This is a genomic window from Mesorhizobium sp. 43Arga (genome assembly GCF_053714255.1).
Genome location: NZ_JBSKBO010000004.1, coordinates 482,790 through 499,717 on the forward strand (window position 1 = coordinate 482,790; position 16,928 = coordinate 499,717).

Here is a 16,928-nt window from a genome sequence, read left to right on the forward strand (position 1 = left end):
TGCTACATCTGAAACCATGAAAATATTGACTTCCAACAATCGCCAGTCGATAGTCGGATCCTAAGTGAATCGAGGTAAATGACCGAATGAGGTTGGGTGTTTTGTATAACTTTATAATAAAATTTCGAATGTTAGATTGTAATTGCCAGAGGCTCTTGGTATTATGTAAGAATTAAACGTTATAGATTGCTGGTGTTGATGTGATAACCGACCGTGTGATGTGCCAGTCGACTTCAAGATGGCAGTCTCTGCTAGCAATTACCTGACGCCTCGGCCGATAGCGGCAGTGCAGCGAGTTCCTCCCTCTCCGCGTCGCACGCCCAATCGGCCGAGGCTACCCACTGCAAGGGGCGCGCCTCGCAAATGCAGAATTGCGTTGGCTCCAGAGCCCAGCACCCATGGGAGCATACGAATGGCTGTCGCGGAATCTGCCAACAATTGTGACGGTGGGGAACTAGCGGAACATCTCGGCTCGGCTCATACACAAAGCACTCAGTTGTTAATGCTTGGCGCACTCGGTGTGGTCTATGGCGATATCGGGACGAGCCCAATCTATGCGCTCCGCGAAGCGCTGCATGCCTCGTCTGGCGGCAACATCGCTGACCCAGCAGATATTTTCGGCGTGCTGTCGCTGATCATATGGTCGCTGACGATCACGGTGACGGTAAAGTACATCATGTTCGTGCTGCGCGCCGATAACCGCGGCGAGGGCGGCGTACTATCATTGATGGCGCTCGCGCGTGGCAGTTTCCCAAAGCGCTCAGCGCTGATCCTGGGCGTCGGCATCGTCGGTGGCTCGTTGTTTTTCGGCGATGCGGTTATCACGCCGGCGATTTCGGTGCTTTCGGCGGTCGAAGGCATGAATGTCATCACCCCCGCCTTCCCGCCCTATGTCGTGCCGCTGACACTCGTGATTCTCGCCGTGGTGTTCCGGTGCAACGTTTCGGCACCGGCGGGGTGGGACTGGTCTTCGGTCCGGTGACCGCGGTCTGGTTCCTGGCGATCGGCCTGTCCGGCCTCAATCATATCATCACCGACCCGGTAATTCTGTGGGCGGTGAGCCCGCATTACATCGTCGCCTTCTTGATCCATTCGCCAAAAGTTGCCTCCGTCACGATCGGAGCCGTCTTCCCCTTTATCCTGGCGAATGGCGGCGTCCTCGGCCATCCGTTCTTCGAGATGAACGAGGGTTGGATGCTTATCCCGATCGTCGTGCTGGCGACCGCGGCGACGGTTATCGCCAGCCAGGCGGTCATCTCCGGTGCTTTTTCGCTGACCCGGCAGGCGGTGCAGCTCAACATGCTGCCGCGTCTGGAAATCCTGCATACGTCGGAGAAGCAATCCGGCCAGATCTACATGCCACGCGTCAACCTGCTGCTGGCGCTGGCGGTGGTAATGCTGGTGGTCGGCTTCGGCGAATCGAGCAAACTGGCCTCGGCCTACGGCATCTCGGTGACCGGCAACATGCTGGTGACGACCCTGCTGCTCTATGTGGTCATGACCCGCATCTGGAAATAGCGGCTGTGGCTGGCCGTCTCGCTGACGGCGCTGTTTGCCTTTATCGACATCGGCTTCTTTGCCTCCAACATCGTCAAGGTGTTCGAGGGCGGCTGGGCATCGCTGGCCGTGGCCTTCACCATCGTGCTGGGCATGTGGACCTGGTGCGGGGTAGCCGCTATCTGTTGGACAAGACCCGGCGCAACGAGATTCCGCTCGATTTCCTCACCGGCAATCTGCTGAAGAAGAAGCCGCAGCTGGTGTGCGGCACCGCCGTATTCCTGACCAGCGATCCGCTCAGTGCGCCAACGGCGCTGATGCACAGCCTGAAACACTACAAGGTACTGCACGAGCAGAACGTCATCCTTTCGGTGGTGACGGCGCCGCAACCGGTGGTGCCTGACAGCGACCGGGTCAAGATGGAGACGGTCAACGAGCTGTTCATGCGGGGTGACGCTGACCTTCGGCTACATGGAGCAGCCCAACATTCCGCGCGCGCTGGCGATCTGCCGCAAGCAGGGCTGGAAGTTCGACATCATGACGACATCATTCTTCCTGTCGCGGCGATCGCTCAAGGCCTCGCCCAATTCCGGCATGCCGGTGTGGCAGGACCGCCTTTTCATCGGCCTGGCGCGCACGGCGGCCGATGCGACCGAATATTTTCAGATCCCCACCGGCCGCGTGGTGGAGATCGGCACGCTAGTGGTTGTCTAGCTCTCACCTCGATTTGCACGATCAGCGTCCTTGCCAGGGCACTTGCATTACGTTGCAACTCATAAACCGAGTTCGTCCTGCCCCAGTTCTGGTACACGGCGGGACCGCCAAAAGCGGCATCGATGTACGGGCCGCGTGAACTACGCGACCTCCAGCATCGGACCGGACGAAACGTCCACTTGCGCTCGGCCTACCCGCTGCGGAGAAAGGCCAACTGGCCGGTGCACTCCCGGCGACGAGCACTGCAACATGGCAGCGCAAGAAGGGGATCCATGCAGGACTATCCGCTACTCACTGACATTCGAAGGCAAGACCGTCGCCGTTCCACTTACCGCCGACAAGCCGGCCGTGGATTGCTGCGCGAATTTCTGAGAAAGCCGAAGGACCATGTGGCCCAAGATCAAAACCTTCTTCCTCAACAGCGAGCCCATTTTCCTGGCCCGCCTACAGGCCTTCAGTGGCGTCGTGGTCCGCGTCCTCCTCTCGCTCGATCCCGGCCTGTTCCAACGCTACGTGTTGCCAAAATGGCTCCTGACCGCCATGCGGTCGGTCGGCGTGCTGACCGATTACTCGCGGCACTGGGACGATCCCACTCTCGGCAGTAACCCCAGCATCGGCAAGGTGCAGTGAGATGACCGCGTTACTAACCACGATTGCGCTTCTTCTGGCCGGTCACGCACTGGCTGACTATCCGCTTCAGAGCGATTTCCTTGCCAGGGCCAAGAACCGCGCCAATCCGATTCCGGGCGTTCCCTGGTACCATGGCCTTCTATCTCACGCGGCAATCCACGGCGGCGTGGTCGGCCTGATAACCGGCAGTCTCGCGCTCGGTGTCGCAGAGTTCGTCGCTCACGGCCTCATCGACGATGCCAAGTGCATGGGGCGGATTTCTTACGACATGGACCAATCTCTGCACATGTCCTGTAAACTCTGCTGGGTGGTAATCTTGATACATTGGGGAACATTCTCATGACTGCTCTATTCGCATTCCTGTTTACCAACCCGATCATCCTCGCGGTCGGGGCCGGCATTATTGGCGCCGCCGTCGCGTGGATGCATGGACGCGTCACCGGGGCCAAGGCTGAACGTGCTCAATCAGATAGCGCGGGCACCAAGGCGACAACCGAAGGCGAGCAGATCGATGATTCCGTGGCCGGCCGCGCTCCGGACGCTAACAGTTAGGGACTGGCCAAACGGTCAAAGCAATAACTCTGACGGGTCTTCTCGCGCTCGCCCCGGCCAGAAAGTCGGGCGCCACATTCTGCGCGTTAAACATCCGATCCGGTCGACAAAAGTCGTAGTCGCAAGCCTGTCTGCTGCGGCAGTCGCGGCAGTCCTAGCTTCCAACGAAAACGGCGCCCGCGCGGCTGGGACATTCGGACGCGGCGGGACGATGCGACACACTTCGATTAGAACAGCTTCTTGTCTTTGCCATCATCCAGTGCCCTGGGTTTTCTGGCGGCGGACCCAGGCGCCATCCGAATCGCCAAGGTTGAGAGTATCACCAAGGCGGCCTCCGCTGCTCTCGCTGCCCCGGTCTAGGCGCAACTCGCCGACTACAAGGAGCATGTCGTTGAGACCCAGACATCGCGAAGGCCGATATGCGAGAGACGAATGAACAGAGCATCGCGGCCGTCCGTGGCGCGAAAACCGACGTTCACGGGCTCGATGAGCGGATCGATTCGGATCGTCGAACACCAAGAGCTGCCGCCTCATGCCCATGGCCTGACCAGGTCGTCGACGGAGCGTATCGAGACGCCCTGGACTTAGGCTTCCTGGATGCCGGCGGTCAGCGCTTCTCGGCCATGCGGCGCGGCCAATCACCGGCCGTCGCTCCTACGTTTGCGATACAGAGTAGCCCTCGTCTCCTCCAAGCGACGAGGACGGTGCTGCTCAAGAGAGAACGACGTCATTTTCCGCTTTGAGGCCGATGCCGACCAGCGCGCACAAGGTGGATCTATGCCAGCGCCCGCGACGCTCCTGCGGATGTTCGGCACAGCGAACTCACGCAGCGTGGCGTCATCGGACACCTTAGTGTCCGGCTCTTGAAGGGCAGCCACATAACGTTGCCGGGCGGATAACTAACGGAAGCGGCAAATGGCTGGCTACCCTCTCATCAAAAAACGAGTTTCGGCTGCGATTGCAAACTGGAAGAGCTGTCGTTTCCTTTTTTGCGAGTTCGCTAAAAAGTCTTCAGCCCCAACCTGCTCATTGTGGTCTGCCCTGTCATATTCATTACGGTCATCGCACAGTAAAATGGCGCCGCTTAGCTGCCGCGGCCGATGGTTCGGACAACGCTCAATTGAGCTGAGCGTGTCAAATCGTCAGGGTCAGGTCGAAACCAACAACACCGATGTGTAGCGCGGAGCTTCAATGCCTCTGACATCTCGTTGCGAGGCTAGTGAACGACCACGAGACGGCTCAGACCGTCATGCGGCGACAAAAGGACTATTCTCGACAGGGGGTCATCATCATCGAACCGGCGGTCGGGAGGAACGGCCGGCTAAAAGAGGACGAGGGCAATGATGCGATCACGAGATGGGCAACACGACATACACGAGCCGATTGCACGGTTCTTGTGCCAGAAATGGCGGACAGGTCCCGCGGTTAACCCGCCGTCCCGAGCTGTTCGCGGCAGTGGAGGCTTCGCAGTCTGCTGCCCGCAGGGTGAAGCGCGTAGCAGATGAAGCCTGCACCGTAGACCCAAACCGCCTGAAGCGTCTGGGGGGTTCAGCCTGCTGCAGGCTGTTCGGACGTGAAGTTAAGCTAGGACAGCTTGATTGCTTGGGACCTGCCACTGATCATTCATCCAGTGGAGATTAGAGCCTTGGCCGTTTTGATCCGATACCATTCTTTGGACCGCCGGAAGGTGGAGTTTTCCGGCTGTTGATCCGATACCATTCTTTGGACCGCCGGAAGGTGGAGTTTTCCGGCTGTTTCACGATGGCGGGCTGGCGGCACCATCGGGATTGATCAACGAGATCGGAACCTTGTGCCCGATTGCGCCATGTGGGCGCACCTCGTTGTAGTATCTGCGCCAATCCTCCAACTTTTTCGGCCGCGTCGGCAAGCGTCAGGAACCAGTGGGCGTTCAAACACTCCGCCCTGAAGCGGCCGTTGAAGGCTTCAATGTAAGCGTTGTCCGTTGGCTTTCCCGGTCGCGAGAAGTCGAGCGTGACGCCCCTGGTATAGGCCCACAGATCAAGGTCGCGGGAGACGAACTCCGAGCCTTGATCGACCCGGATCGTCTTCGGATAGCCGATCCGGGGGCAGACCTGTTCCAGCGTCCTGACCACATCCTCGGCTCGGTAACTGAAGCGCGGGTCGAGCACCGGCACGTAGCGTGAGAACGTATCGACGACCGTCAGGACGCGGATCTTCTTGCCCGTCGCAAGCTGATCGTGAACGAAGTCCATCGCCCACACGTCGTTGGGTTCGGCGGCTGGTTGGCGATCGTCTCGCAGCTTCGCCTTGACGCGCCTTTTCGGTGTCTTGTTCCTCAGCTGAAGCCCTAAGTCCTTGTAAATGCGATAGGTTCGCTTCATGTTGATATCCCAGCCCTCGCGCCTGAGCATCACGTGCACGCGCCGGTAGCCGTAACGAACCCGCGTCGCACAGATGTCTTTGATCCGAGCTTCGATGCCGGCCTGATCGCGGCGGCGGGACTTGTAGTGATAGGTCGAGGTGTCGAACTCCAGAACCCGGCACGCTCGCCGGATCGACACGTTCCAGTCACAACAGGTATCCGCCACCAGCTCGCGTTTGCGACCAGGCCTCACAGTTTTCGGCGGATCACGTCCTGCAGCATCTCCTTGTCCAGCGACAGGTCGGCGACCAGCTTCCTGAGCTTGCCGTTCTCGTCCTCCAGCTGCTTCAGCCGCTTCATCTCCGTCGGCAGCAGCCCGTCATATTTCTTTTTCCAGTTGAAGTAGGTCGCCTGGCTGATCCCCGCTCGACGGCAGATCTCCGCCACAGGAATCCCATCCGCTCCCTGCTTTAGAATAAACGCCTTCTGCGCGTCAGAAAACTTCGATGCCTTCATCGCTTCCGCTCCTCTCCCAGCCGGGAAATTACAGCGGAAAACTCTAATTCTGAACGGTCCAGTTTCTGGGGATCAGATCATTTCTGTTACGCCGTTTGGCGCGGGTTGAGCAACCGGCGGAGGCGCAGAGCCTTCGATCAGCACAGCGTCGGAGCCGGTTGCGGTGATGACCTCGGCAAAGCTGCCGGGGTCTGGGAACCGAGCGGGGAATGAGGCCTCGCGGTCCCGCCATTCGGCAATGGCGATGCGGGCGTGGCCCAAGAACAGGCTCTCGTTCAAGAGTTCGTCGCGCATGCGGCGTTCGAGGTGAACTCGGTGCCGTGGTCGGAGACGATCATGCCCGGCCTGCCGCGGTGCGCGATCAGTTCCGTCAGTTCACGGGCAACCCGACGGCCGGAGATCGAGGTATCCTGGATGGCGGCCAAGCATCCGTCCAGTCTGAAATGCATGAGCGAGTGCGAGCGGTGAATCTCCCTGCGGGCGGGACCTTGCGATTGCCATGGGTCATCAGGGCCCTGATCGGTTGTAATCGACCAGGCCGTGTCCATCCGCGCAATCGAAGTTCGCCAACCGTTTTCGCGGGGTGCCTCAAATTCTTCTTTGAGGAACAAATGCTCAGCGCAGATCGCAAGTATTTTTAGGTCTGGTCACAATGAGCGGCCGCGATGAAGCCTTTCTTGTTGCACTGCCTGAGTTCGTACTCTGCTTATTGGCTCCCGAAATCTCGAATCGGGAATTATGATGCAGGCAACCAGAATATTGTGGGGTCAGATCGTCGCTGTTTTCACCATCGTGCTTACGACCACCTGGGGAGCAACGCAATGGACAGCCTGGCAACTGGGTTACCAAGAGCAACTTGGTTCGCCCTTGTTCGAACTTGTCGGCCAACCGATCTATCCGCCACCGGCATTTTTCTGGTGGTGGCTTTTCTACGACGCCTATGCGCCAACGGTCTTTGTTGAAGGCGCGCTGATCGCGGCGAGCGGCAGTTTCATCGCAATTGTTGTTGCTATCGGCATGTCACTATGGCGAGCGCGGGAGGCCAAATACGTGGCAACGTACGGCTCAGCGCGCTGGGCTGTGCGAAAGGAGATCGAAGCCGCAGGCCTGCTCGGCCCCGATGGCGTGGTTCTCGGCAAGCTTGATTTGGACTACCTTCGCCACGATGGCCCGGAGCATGTCCTGTGCTTCGCACCGACCCGAAGCGGCAAGGGCATCGGGCTGGTCGTGCCATCCCTGCTGACTTGGCCGGGAAGCGCAATCGTTCACGACATTAAGGGAGAAAATTGGGAACTCACGGCTGGCTGGCGAGCACGTTTCGGCCGTGTCCTGCTGTTCGACCCAACCAACCCTGCGTCAGCCGCATACAACCCGCTGGTGGAAGTCAGGCGTGGCGCTTGGGAAGTCCGAGACGTCCAAAACGTCGCTGACGTGCTGGTCGACCCAGAGGGGTCGCTTGAGCGCCGCAATCATTGGGAAAAGACCAGCCACGCGCTGCTGGTCGGCGCGATCCTGCATGTCCTCTACGCCGAGAATGAAAAGACGCTGGCCGGTGTTGCCAGGTTCCTCTCCGATCCGCAGCGGCCAACCGAGACGACGTTGCGAACCATGATGCTAACCAAGCACCTTGGCGATGCCGGTCCGCACCCCGTTGTGGCATCGGCAGCACGTGAACTGCTCAACAAATCGGAGAATGAGCGCTCTGGTGTGCTGTCGACCGCAATGAGTTTCCTTGGCCTTTACCGCGATCCGGTTGTGGCCCAAGTGACGTCCCGTTGCGATTGGCGCATTGCTGATCTGGTTGAGAAAGCGCGTCCCACGACACTCTATGTGGTCGTGCCGCCATCGGATATCAGCCGCACCAAGCCGCTTGTCCGGCTTATCCTGAATCAGATCGGCCGCAGGCTAACGGAGGATCTCCATGCAAAGGATCGCCGGCATCGCTTGCTTCTGATGCTCGATGAATTCCCGGCACTTGGCCGGCTTGATTTCTTCGAGTCAGCGCTCGCCTTCATGGCCGGTTATGGCATCAAGTCGTTCCTCATTGCCCAGTCACTCAATCAGATCGAAAAGGCGTATGGGCCGAACAATTCCATCCTCGACAACTGCCATGTTCGTGTGAGTTTCGCTACCAACGATGAGCGGACCGCCAAGCGAGTCTCTGACTCGCTAGGAACGGCAACCGAAATGCGGGCGATGAAGAACTATGCCGGGCATCGTTTGTCGCCTTGGCTTGGGCATCTCATGGTCTCGCGACAGGAGACGGCCCGCGCGCTGATGACGCCCGGCGAGATCATGCAGTTGCCACCGACCGATGCCATTGTGATGGTCTCCGGACTGTCGCCGATCCGGGCGAAAAAGGCGCGCTATTTCGCAGATCCGCGGCTCGCCGAGCGCGTCCTGCCTCCGCCCAAGCCCACACCCAACGACGCAGTATCGCATCCAGACGACTGGACCGGAATATCGCTTTCCAAGGTGCCGTCGGCGCAGACAATACGCGCATCGACTGGGCAAGACAGTGACCCCGGCAACGGCGGCATCCGCCGCCAGCCCGAACTGCCAGAGCACGAGGATATCGCGCCGGAGCCCAGGCTGGCACACAGTGATGAATTCGACCTTGATCGCGACGAATCCGATGATGAGGCAGCCCGGCGACGTTCGGTCGACCAGACGATGCGGCGCACCGCCCGACAGGCCGCACTCGATCCCAAAGACGGAATCGAACTTTGACCTCCACAAAGAAGCGGCGGCTCTCGGCCTATCTGGAACCGGAGGTCATGAATGCGCTTGGTGACTACGCCGCCAAGAGGGATGTCTCCCTGTCGTTGATCGCGGAGGCAGCTATCGCTTCTTTTCTGTCTCCGGATGCCGAGGAGCGCAAAGAGGCGGCAATCACAAGGCGGCTTGATCAGATCGACCGGCGCGTTCAGCGGGTTGAACGCGATCTCGGTATTTCGATCGAGACGCTGGCCTTGTTCGTGCGCTTCTGGCTCACGTCCACTCCAGCCTTACCTGACGCCGCTCAGCCTGAAGCGCGCGCGAAAGGGAGGCAGCGCTATGACGCGTTCGTCGATGCGCTCGGCCGCAGATTGAGCAAGGGGCCAAAGCTCAGCCAAGAAATTGCCGAGGACATTGCGCCTGCAGCGCCGCCGGACACGGCTGAGTCGCACCCAGAATAGGGGACGCGGTCGGCCAGCTCATCTGCACCGCATTTTGCAAGTTTCTGCACGTCGTGTTGGTGCCGGCCGTTTTCCTTGTTGCAACGCTCACATTCCTGCTTCTTCTAATCATCCCCGTCAACGGCGCGAAACAAATCGCCCGAGAAACTGGGGATCATCGTGGCAGACAATCAAAATGTCGGCAGGGAAGCGGTCTCGCGTGGGTCGCGCATGCTGCGCACAGCCCTCGGCCCCGCAATAGCTGGCTTTCTCGATGATCCCTCGATTGTCGAAGTGATGCTCAATCCGGACGGTCGGCTGTGGGTCGACCGGCTGAAGGAAGGGCTCTGCGAAACTGGCGAACATTTGAACACGGCCCATGGCGAGCGGATCGTCCGCCTGGTCGCTCATCACGTCGGCGCCGAAGTGCATTCCGGCTCGCCGCGTATATCGGCCGAACTGCCGGAGTCGGGTGAGCGGTTCGAGGGTCTGCTGCCGCCGGTCGTTTCAGCGCCCACCTTCGCCATCCGCAAGCCCGCAGTCGCCGTGTTCACGCTCAAGGATTACATCGCCGCCGGAATCGTTACGGAAGCCCAGGCCGATGTGCTGCGGCTCGCCGTCGAAAAGCGTAAGAATGTATTAGTCGCTGGTGGCACGTCGACCGGCAAGACGACATTGGTCAACGCGCTTCTGGCGGAGGTCGCAAAAACCTCCGACCGTATTGTACTAATCGAAGATACCCGCGAGCTGCAGTGTGCAGCGCCCAATCTGGTAGCGCTTCGCACGAAGGATGGCGTCGCCTCGCTCTCCGACCTGGTGAAGTCATCGCTGCGGCTTCGCCCCGACCGCATCCCGATCGGTGAAGTCCGCGGCGGGGAAGCACTCGACCTCCTGAAAGCCTGGGGCACCGGACATCCCGGCGGCATTGGCACCATACACGCCAGCTCCGGGCTTGGGGCGCTGCGTCGGCTTGAACAACTCGTGCAGGAAGCTGTTGTCACCGTTCCGCGCGGGTTGATTGCCGAGACGATTGATCTCGTCGCCGTGTTAGCCGGCCGCGGTTCAGCCCGTCGCCTCGTGGAGATCGCGGTGGTTGACAGGCTCGATCCCGTCACCGGCGATTACCGTATGCTCGAGGCCAAACTCGAGACCGAGCCAACCATAAATCCCGAGCCATCCATGGAGCGTCAGAATGAACCCGATCCCCTTCACTTCATCGTCTATCCGTAAGCTTGGCTCGGTCCTCCTGGGCGCCGCTACGACTACTGCGGTCGGAGCCATGATGATCGCCCCTGCTTATGCGGCAGGTTCTTCCATGCCGTGGGAGGAGCCGCTCCAGCAGATCCTCGAGTCGATCGAGGGACCGGTCGCCAAGATCGTGGCGGTGATCATCATCATCGTCACCGGTCTGTCGCTCGCCTTCGGGGACACCTCGGGCGGCTTTCGGCGGCTAATCCAGATCGTGTTCGGACTATCCATCGCCTTCGCGGCGAGTTCGTTCTTCCTGTCGTTCTTCTCGTTCGGCGGTGGAGCGCTGATCTGATGGAGGACGAAGTCCGCGGCTTCTTCACGCCGGTCCACCGTGCACTCACCGAACCGATCCTGCTCGGCGGAGCGCCACGCGCGGTCGCCATTGCCAACGGGACGTTGGCTGGTGCGGTCGGACTAGGCCTCAGGCTTTGGCTCGCCGGTATCGTCATCTGGGCGATCGGACATTTTGCAGCTGTCCTGGCAGCGAAGCGCGATGCGCAATTCGTCGACGTGGCGCGCCGGCACCTTCGCTATCCCGCCCATTTCGGCTGCTGAAGGGCTCTTTCCATGATGAACCTCACCGAATACCGCAAACGCTCGAAAAACCTCGCCGACTATCTGCCCTGGGCTGCGTTGGTGGCGTCGGGCGTTGTGCTCAACAAGGACGGCTCGTTCCAGCGAACCGCACGTTTTCGCGGTCCCGATCTCGATAGTGCAACGCCTGCCGAACTGGTCGGCACGACGGCACGCCTCAACAATGCGCTCCGCCGCCTTGGCTCCGGCTGGGCCATCTTCGTCGAAGCAGCCCGAATTGCAGCGCAGGACTATCCGGCAGGGCTTTTCCCTGACAGCGCGTCAGCGTTGGTCGACATTGAACGACGCGAACAGTTCGAGGGTGACTCCATCGCTGGATCACCCGGGCTGGGCGATGGCGAGTCCCATGCTGAGCTCTTCGAAAGCAGCTACTTTCTGACCTTCGTCTGGCTGCCGCCGGCTGAGGAAGCATCCCGGATGGAAAGCTGGCTCTACGAAGGCCGCGCAAAGAGCGGCGTAGACCCTTGGGAGCTATTAAAGGGTTTTGTCGACCGTACTGACCGCGTCCTGAAGCTCATCGAAGGTTTCGTTCCCGAAGTCGACTGGCTCGATGACACCGAAACGCTGACCTATCTGCATTCCACGGTCTCGACCAGGCGCCATCGCGTCCGCGTTCCCGAAACGCCGATGCATCTCGACGTCCTGCTGGCTGATCAGCCGGTGGCAGGCGGGCTAGAGCCGAGGCTCGGTGATTTCCATCTCCGCACGCTCACTGTCATCGGCTTTCCGACCACGACCTTTCCGGGGATCCTCGATGAGCTCAACCGACTTGCCTTCCCCTACCGCTGGTCGACGCGCGCAATCATGCTCGACAAGACCGATGCAACCCGCCTGCTGACCAAGATCCGCCGGCAATGGTTCGCCAAAAGGAAGTCCGTCGCCGCGATTCTCAAGGAAGTGATGACGAACGAGGCGTCGGTCCTGGTCGACACGGACGCCGCCAACAAGGCAGCCGATGCCGATGCGGCGCTGCAGGAACTCGGTTCAGACCAGTTCGGCGAAGCATACGTCACCGCGACCGTGACTGTGTGGGATGCCGATCCGTCAATCGCCGACGAGAAGCTGCGGCTGGTGGAAAAAATCATCCAGTCCCGCGATTTCACCGCCATGGTCGAGCGAGTCAACGCGATCGAGGCCTGGCTCGGCAGCATTCCCGGCCATGTCTATGCCAATGTCCGGCAGCCACCGCTGTCGACGCTGAATCTCGCCCACATGATCCCGCTGTCGGCGGTCTGGGCAGGGCCGGCAACTGACGAGCACTTTCGGGCGCCGCCGCTGTTCTTTGCCAGGACGGAAGGGTCGACGCCGTTCCGGTTCAGCCTGCATGTCGGCGATGTCGGCCATACGCTTGTTGTTGGCCCCACGGGGGCCGGCAAGTCGGTTCTGCTGGCGCTGATGGCGCTGCAGTTTCGGCGTTATCCAGACAACCAGATCTTCGCCTTCGATTTCGGCGGATCGATCCGCGCGGCGCTGCTCGCAATGGGCGGCGACTGGCAGAATCTCGGCGGCAATCCGTCGAGCGGGCACGGCCTGGCCGACCCGCTTGCGCTGCTCACATTGGGGGATCTCTCCGACGACACCGACGACGTGTCGCTGCAGCCTCTGGGCGGCATTCAGCACACGCCCGAACGGGCTTGGGCGGCCGACTGGCTCGTCGACATTCTCCAGCGCGAAGGCGTGCCCGTTACACCGGAGGTCAGGGAATATCTGTGGTCGGCGCTCACCTCGCTGGCCTCGGCGCCGGTTCAGGAACGAACCCTCACCGGGTTGTTGGTGCTATTGCAATCCGCGGCGCTGAAGCAGGCGCTGCGCCCCTATTGTATCGGCGGTCCCTACGGCCGGTTGCTCGACGCCGAACACGAACGTCTCGGCGAAGCCTCCGTTCAGGCCTTCGAGACCGAGGGTCTGATCGGCACCGGTGCTGCTCCGGCCGTGCTCGCCTACCTCTTCCATCGCATCGAGCAGAGAATGAATGGGCGTCCAACGCTGCTGATCATCGACGAGGGCTGGCTGGCGCTTGACGATGGCGGCTTCGCCGAACAGCTGCGCGAATGGCTGAAAACCCTTCGCAAGAAGAATGCTTCCGTCATCTTCGCCACGCAGTCGCTCTCCGACATCGACGGCAGCCGAATAGCGCCCGCCATCGTAGAGAGCTGCCCGACGCGGCTTTTTCTGCCGAATGAGCGCGCCATCGAGCCGCAGATCACGGACATATATCGGCGCTTTGGATTGAACGATCGCCAGATCGAGATCGTCGCCCGGGCGACGCCGAAGCGTGACTATTATTGCCAGTCGCGGCGCGGCAACCGGCTATTCGAATTGGACCTCGGTCCGATCGCACTCGCCCTCTGCGCCGCATCCTCGAAGACCGATCAAGCGGCCATTGACCGGATCATCGCCGAGCGCGGCCGCGACCATTTCCTCGAGGCCTGGCTTTCCGATCGCGGTCTCTCCTGGGCCGCTGACCTCGTTCCTCATCTCACCAACGTCATCGAGCAATCCGCAAAGGAGGTGTCGTCATGAATTCCGTCCGCAACTGTCTGCGTGTCCGGCATTTGGCCGCAGCCAGTGTTGTCGCTGTCGGCGTCGCATTGTCGTGCGGCCCGGCGTCGGCACTGATCGTCTTCGATCCCAGAAATTATGCGGAGAACGTACTCTCGGCTGCCCGCGCGCTGGAGCAGATCCAGAACCAGATCACCTCGCTTCAGAATGAGGCGCAGATGCTAGTCAACCAGGCGAAGAACCTCACCTCGCTGCCGACCTCGCTGCTTGGCCAGATCGAAGGCAATTTCTCTGAGATGAAGGCGCTGCTCGGCGAGGCAGACCGGCTCGCCTACAGCGTCCAGGACATCGAAAGCCAGTTCAAGTCGACCTATGAGAATTTCGGCTCGAATCTCTCCAGCCAGCAGCTCGTCGATGGTGCCCGTGAACGCTGGCAGACTTCGGTTTCGTCATTCGAGCATTCGTTGAAAGCTGGGGCTGTCGCCGTCGACAACATTGAAGGGACGCGGGAACAGACGAGCACGGCGGTCGACGCCAGCCAGTCGGCGGTCGGCATCCTGCAGGCGACCCAGGCAGGCAACCAGCTTCTCGCTGTCCAGGCAAGGCAGGTCGCCGACCTCACCGCGATGATGGCCGCGCAAGGACGAGCCGCTGCACTGGAGAGCGCCAGGCAGGCTGCTGCGCAGCAACAAGCGCGAGAACAGTTCAGCCGCTTCATGGCGGGTAGCAGCTACAGCCCGTCCTCGGTTCGCATGTTCCACAACTGAGCATTTTCAAAATGAATCTCAAGATCGCCGCCCGGATGATGGTCGTTCTATGCCTTTGCGCCGCCATGGCCGCCACCTTCATGGCGTTGCGCGGCAACGGCTCGCTGGACGTGTCCTCCCCGCGCTCCGCGCATCCGGGCGGCGAGCCAGCCACGGTCGAGCTTGCGCGATGTCGGGCCATGGGTGTGGCGGCGGCAGCCGATCCCGCATGTCGCAGGGCGTGGTCGGAGAACCGCCGGCGCTTCTTCGGCACCGATATGCCGCCCATGCCGATGCCAGAGCGGTTTAGTCCGATGACAAATCGCCCGGTGTCGCCATGAACGATACCGGCGTCATCGACCGCTTTCTCGAAACCTTCACCCGCTACATCGATTCCGGCTTCGGCCTGCTCGGCGGCGAGGTCGCCTTTCTGACCTCAACCCTGATCGTCATCGACATCACGCTTGCGGGGATATTCTGGGCCTGGGGCGCGGACGAGGACGTGTTGCACCGGCTGGTCAAGAAGACCCTCTATATCGGCTTCTTCGCCTTCATCATCGGCAACTTCAATCGCCTCGCCGGCATCGTCTTTGAGAGTTTTTCCGGGCTCGGCCTGAAAGCGGGAGGGTCGACACTCTCTGGTTCTGCGCTGCTGCAACCTGGCCGCGTCGCACAGGTTGGCATCGACGCCGGCAATCCCATCCTCGAAGCCGCCAGCCAGTTGATGGGCTACGTCTCCTTCTTCGAGAATTTTGTCCAGATCGTCGTCCTTATGGTGGCCTGGGCGATCGTCCTCATCGCCTTCTTCATTCTGGCCGTGCAGATCTTCGTCACGCTGATCGAGTTCAAGCTGACGACACTTGCCGGGTTTGTGCTGATCCCGTTTGCGCTGTTCAACAGGACAGCCTTCCTCGCCGAAAAGGTGCTCGGCAACATGATCGCCTCGGGCGTGAAGATTCTCGTGCTTGCCGTCATCGTCGGGATTGGTTCTGGCTTATTTGGTGAGTTCACCCAAGGTTTCGCCCAACAACCCACGATCACGGATGCACTGTCGCTCGTGCTCGGCGCGCTTTCGCTGATGGGGCTGTCGATCTTCGGCCCGGGCATTGCGACGGGCCTTGTCTCCGGCGCTCCGCAACTCGGTGCAGGTGCAGCTGTCGGCACCAGCCTCGCTGCCGCCGGCCTTGGCGCGGCGGGTTACATGGGCACCCGTGCCGGACTGAGTGCTGCTGCAAGTGCCATCGGCACCGGAGGCCGCATGTCGGCCGCTGCGGCGCGAGGCGGCGCTCATCTGGCAGGAAGTACGTCGACCGCCTATGGGCTCGCCACTGCTGCCTCAGGACAAAGCGGCGCCGGCGCAGTCGCCGCCGGCCTCGGTGGTGTCGCGCGAGCCGGGGTTGGGGCTGCTGTTCAGCCCGCCAAACAAGCCATGTCGCGTGCTGCGTCAGCGCTCAGCGGCAGCAATCAATCCGGCCGCTCTGCCGGTTGGATTGCGACCGGCGGGCAATCGGTGGTTGGCAGTACCGGCGAAGCCGCAAACGGTTCCTCCTTTGCCGGACCGCCCCCCGAATCCCAGCGCAATTCCACAGCTGGCTCGCCGCCGGAATGGGCCGCTCGCATGAAGCGCGGCCAGGCCATCAGTCATGGCGCCAGCACGGCCGCGCATTCCGTCCGCTCCGGCGATCATGGCGGCGGCTCGACGAGTGTTTCTCTCCATCAGGATGATCACCGATGAATCCCTTCAAACGACCTTCCGTTCGTTATGGCACGACGCCTCAACCAGAGACGCCGTACCAGCGTGCCGCCCAGGCTTGGGATGAGCGCATTGGCTCTGCCCGGGTCCAGGCGAAAAACTGGAGATTGATGGCATTCGGTTCGCTCGCGCTTGCCGGCGGGCTCGCCGGGGCCTTGGTCTGGCAGTCGACGCGCGGCTCCGTCGTTCCCTGGGTGGTCCAGGTCGACAAGTTCGGCGAGGCGCAGGTGGTCGCCTCGGCTGTTGCAGACTATAGGCCGACCGATCCGCAGATCGCATGGCATCTCGCCCGCTTCATCGAGCAGGTGCGAAGCATTCCGGACGATCCTGTCATCGTGCGCCAGAACTGGTTGCGCGCCTACGACTACACGACCGACCGCGGCGCCACCTCGCTCAACGACTACGCCCGATCGAACGACCCCTTTGCCAAGGTCGGCAAGATCCAGGTCGCGATCGACATCTCGAGCGTCATCCGTGCCTCGCCGGATTCGTTTCGTGTCGCCTGGACCGAGCGCCGCTACGAGAACGGCAACCTGGCCAGCACCGAGCGTTGGACCGCCATCCTCACCGTCATCATTCAACAACCACGCGAGGCCGACCGGCTGAAAGCCAATCCGCTCGGTGTCTTCGTCAACGCCATAAACTGGTCGAAGGAGCTCCCATGATGCGTG

The 16,928-nt window shown here is 61.0% G+C and carries 13 protein-coding genes and 3 pseudogenes; 14 read left to right on the forward strand and 2 right to left on the reverse strand.

The features are described from left to right. Window positions 1–412 precede the first annotated feature (412 nt). The 4 genes and pseudogenes from ACWGS8_RS17925 (at window position 413) to ACWGS8_RS17940 (ending at window position 3,393) form a co-directional block, all read left to right on the forward strand. A pseudogene (locus tag ACWGS8_RS17925) lies at window positions 413–2,211 on the forward strand (potassium transporter Kup). Window positions 2,212–2,598: 387 nt separating this feature from the next. After that, a complete protein-coding gene (locus tag ACWGS8_RS17930; protein WP_454582162.1) occupies window positions 2,599–2,841 on the forward strand; it encodes a hypothetical protein in 243 nt (80 codons plus the stop codon). A 1-nt stretch (window position 2,842) separates the two neighbouring features. After that, window positions 2,843–3,184 (forward strand): DUF3307 domain-containing protein, encoded by a 342-nt coding sequence (locus ACWGS8_RS17935; RefSeq protein ID WP_454578794.1) that lies wholly within the window; start codon window positions 2,843–2,845, stop codon window positions 3,182–3,184. Then, window positions 3,181–3,393 carry a hypothetical protein gene (locus ACWGS8_RS17940; protein WP_454582163.1) on the forward strand — a complete coding sequence of 71 codons (213 nt, stop codon included), beginning with the start codon at window positions 3,181–3,183 and terminating at the stop codon, window positions 3,391–3,393. The genes ACWGS8_RS17935 and ACWGS8_RS17940 overlap by 4 nt, the downstream gene beginning before the upstream one ends. A gap of 1,756 nt (window positions 3,394–5,149) precedes the next feature. Here the strand turns inward: ACWGS8_RS17940 and ACWGS8_RS17945 are convergent. Both ACWGS8_RS17945 and ACWGS8_RS17950 read right to left on the reverse strand, forming a co-directional pair. Then, window positions 5,150–6,253, reverse strand: a pseudogene (locus tag ACWGS8_RS17945) (IS3 family transposase). A 72-nt stretch (window positions 6,254–6,325) separates the two neighbouring features. Then, window positions 6,326–6,681 (reverse strand): annotated as a pseudogene (locus ACWGS8_RS17950) (integrase core domain-containing protein); the annotation flags it as partial. Between the two features lie 313 nt (window positions 6,682–6,994). Between ACWGS8_RS17950 and ACWGS8_RS17955 the strand changes: the two are divergent. The 10 genes from ACWGS8_RS17955 (at window position 6,995) to trbF (ending at window position 16,922) form a co-directional block, all read left to right on the forward strand. Then, complete coding sequence (locus ACWGS8_RS17955) at window positions 6,995–8,983, forward strand: conjugal transfer protein TraG (protein WP_454582164.1); 1,989 nt, start codon at window positions 6,995–6,997, stop codon at window positions 8,981–8,983. A gap of 47 nt (window positions 8,984–9,030) precedes the next feature. Then, complete coding sequence (locus ACWGS8_RS17960; RefSeq protein ID WP_454582215.1) at window positions 9,031–9,432, forward strand: CopG family transcriptional regulator; 402 nt, start codon at window positions 9,031–9,033, stop codon at window positions 9,430–9,432. A 210-nt stretch (window positions 9,433–9,642) separates the two neighbouring features. Next, the gene (gene trbB / locus ACWGS8_RS17965; protein WP_454582165.1) at window positions 9,643–10,641 is read left to right on the forward strand and encodes a P-type conjugative transfer ATPase TrbB; all 999 of its coding nucleotides are present in this window, start codon (window positions 9,643–9,645) and stop codon (window positions 10,639–10,641) included. Next, window positions 10,604–10,954, forward strand: coding sequence for a TrbC/VirB2 family protein (locus ACWGS8_RS17970; RefSeq protein WP_454582166.1), 351 nt, complete (start codon window positions 10,604–10,606; stop codon window positions 10,952–10,954). The genes trbB and ACWGS8_RS17970 overlap by 38 nt, the downstream gene beginning before the upstream one ends. Continuing rightward, window positions 10,954–11,217, forward strand: coding sequence for a VirB3 family type IV secretion system protein (locus ACWGS8_RS17975; protein ID WP_454582167.1), 264 nt, complete (start codon window positions 10,954–10,956; stop codon window positions 11,215–11,217). The genes ACWGS8_RS17970 and ACWGS8_RS17975 overlap by 1 nt, the downstream gene beginning before the upstream one ends. 12 nt (window positions 11,218–11,229) lie before the next feature. Continuing rightward, complete coding sequence (gene trbE / locus ACWGS8_RS17980; RefSeq protein ID WP_454582168.1) at window positions 11,230–13,779, forward strand: conjugal transfer protein TrbE; 2,550 nt, start codon at window positions 11,230–11,232, stop codon at window positions 13,777–13,779. Continuing rightward, window positions 13,776–14,525, forward strand: coding sequence for a P-type conjugative transfer protein TrbJ (trbJ, locus tag ACWGS8_RS17985; protein ID WP_454582169.1), 750 nt, complete (start codon window positions 13,776–13,778; stop codon window positions 14,523–14,525). The genes trbE and trbJ overlap by 4 nt, the downstream gene beginning before the upstream one ends. An 11-nt stretch (window positions 14,526–14,536) precedes the next feature. Continuing rightward, entirely contained in the window at window positions 14,537–14,845 is a 309-nt protein-coding gene (gene trbK-alt, locus ACWGS8_RS17990) for a putative entry exclusion protein TrbK-alt (protein WP_454582170.1), read from the forward strand. Beyond that, window positions 14,842–16,239 carry a P-type conjugative transfer protein TrbL gene (gene trbL / locus ACWGS8_RS17995; protein WP_454582171.1) on the forward strand — a complete coding sequence of 466 codons (1,398 nt, stop codon included), beginning with the start codon at window positions 14,842–14,844 and terminating at the stop codon, window positions 16,237–16,239. The genes trbK-alt and trbL overlap by 4 nt, the downstream gene beginning before the upstream one ends. Further along, window positions 16,236–16,922, forward strand: coding sequence for a conjugal transfer protein TrbF (gene trbF, locus ACWGS8_RS18000; protein WP_454582172.1), 687 nt, complete (start codon window positions 16,236–16,238; stop codon window positions 16,920–16,922). Before trbL ends, trbF begins: the two co-directional genes overlap by 4 nt. Window positions 16,923–16,928: the final 6 nt, after the last annotated feature.

Coding starts and splice junctions, on each gene's coding strand:
- ACWGS8_RS17930 (WP_454582162.1), top strand. CDS start 2,599: ATGTGGCCCAAGATCAAAACCTTCTTCCTCAACAGCGAGCCCATTTTC.
- ACWGS8_RS17935 (WP_454578794.1), top strand. CDS start 2,843: ATGACCGCGTTACTAACCACGATTGCGCTTCTTCTGGCCGGTCACGCA.
- ACWGS8_RS17940 (WP_454582163.1), top strand. CDS start 3,181: ATGACTGCTCTATTCGCATTCCTGTTTACCAACCCGATCATCCTCGCG.
- ACWGS8_RS17955 (WP_454582164.1), top strand. CDS start 6,995: ATGCAGGCAACCAGAATATTGTGGGGTCAGATCGTCGCTGTTTTCACC.
- ACWGS8_RS17960 (WP_454582215.1), top strand. CDS start 9,031: ATGAATGCGCTTGGTGACTACGCCGCCAAGAGGGATGTCTCCCTGTCG.
- trbB (WP_454582165.1), top strand. CDS start 9,643: ATGCTGCGCACAGCCCTCGGCCCCGCAATAGCTGGCTTTCTCGATGAT.
- ACWGS8_RS17970 (WP_454582166.1), top strand. CDS start 10,604: ATGAACCCGATCCCCTTCACTTCATCGTCTATCCGTAAGCTTGGCTCG.
- ACWGS8_RS17975 (WP_454582167.1), top strand. CDS start 10,954: ATGGAGGACGAAGTCCGCGGCTTCTTCACGCCGGTCCACCGTGCACTC.
- trbE (WP_454582168.1), top strand. CDS start 11,230: ATGATGAACCTCACCGAATACCGCAAACGCTCGAAAAACCTCGCCGAC.
- trbJ (WP_454582169.1), top strand. CDS start 13,776: ATGAATTCCGTCCGCAACTGTCTGCGTGTCCGGCATTTGGCCGCAGCC.
- trbK-alt (WP_454582170.1), top strand. CDS start 14,537: ATGAATCTCAAGATCGCCGCCCGGATGATGGTCGTTCTATGCCTTTGC.
- trbL (WP_454582171.1), top strand. CDS start 14,842: ATGAACGATACCGGCGTCATCGACCGCTTTCTCGAAACCTTCACCCGC.
- trbF (WP_454582172.1), top strand. CDS start 16,236: ATGAATCCCTTCAAACGACCTTCCGTTCGTTATGGCACGACGCCTCAA.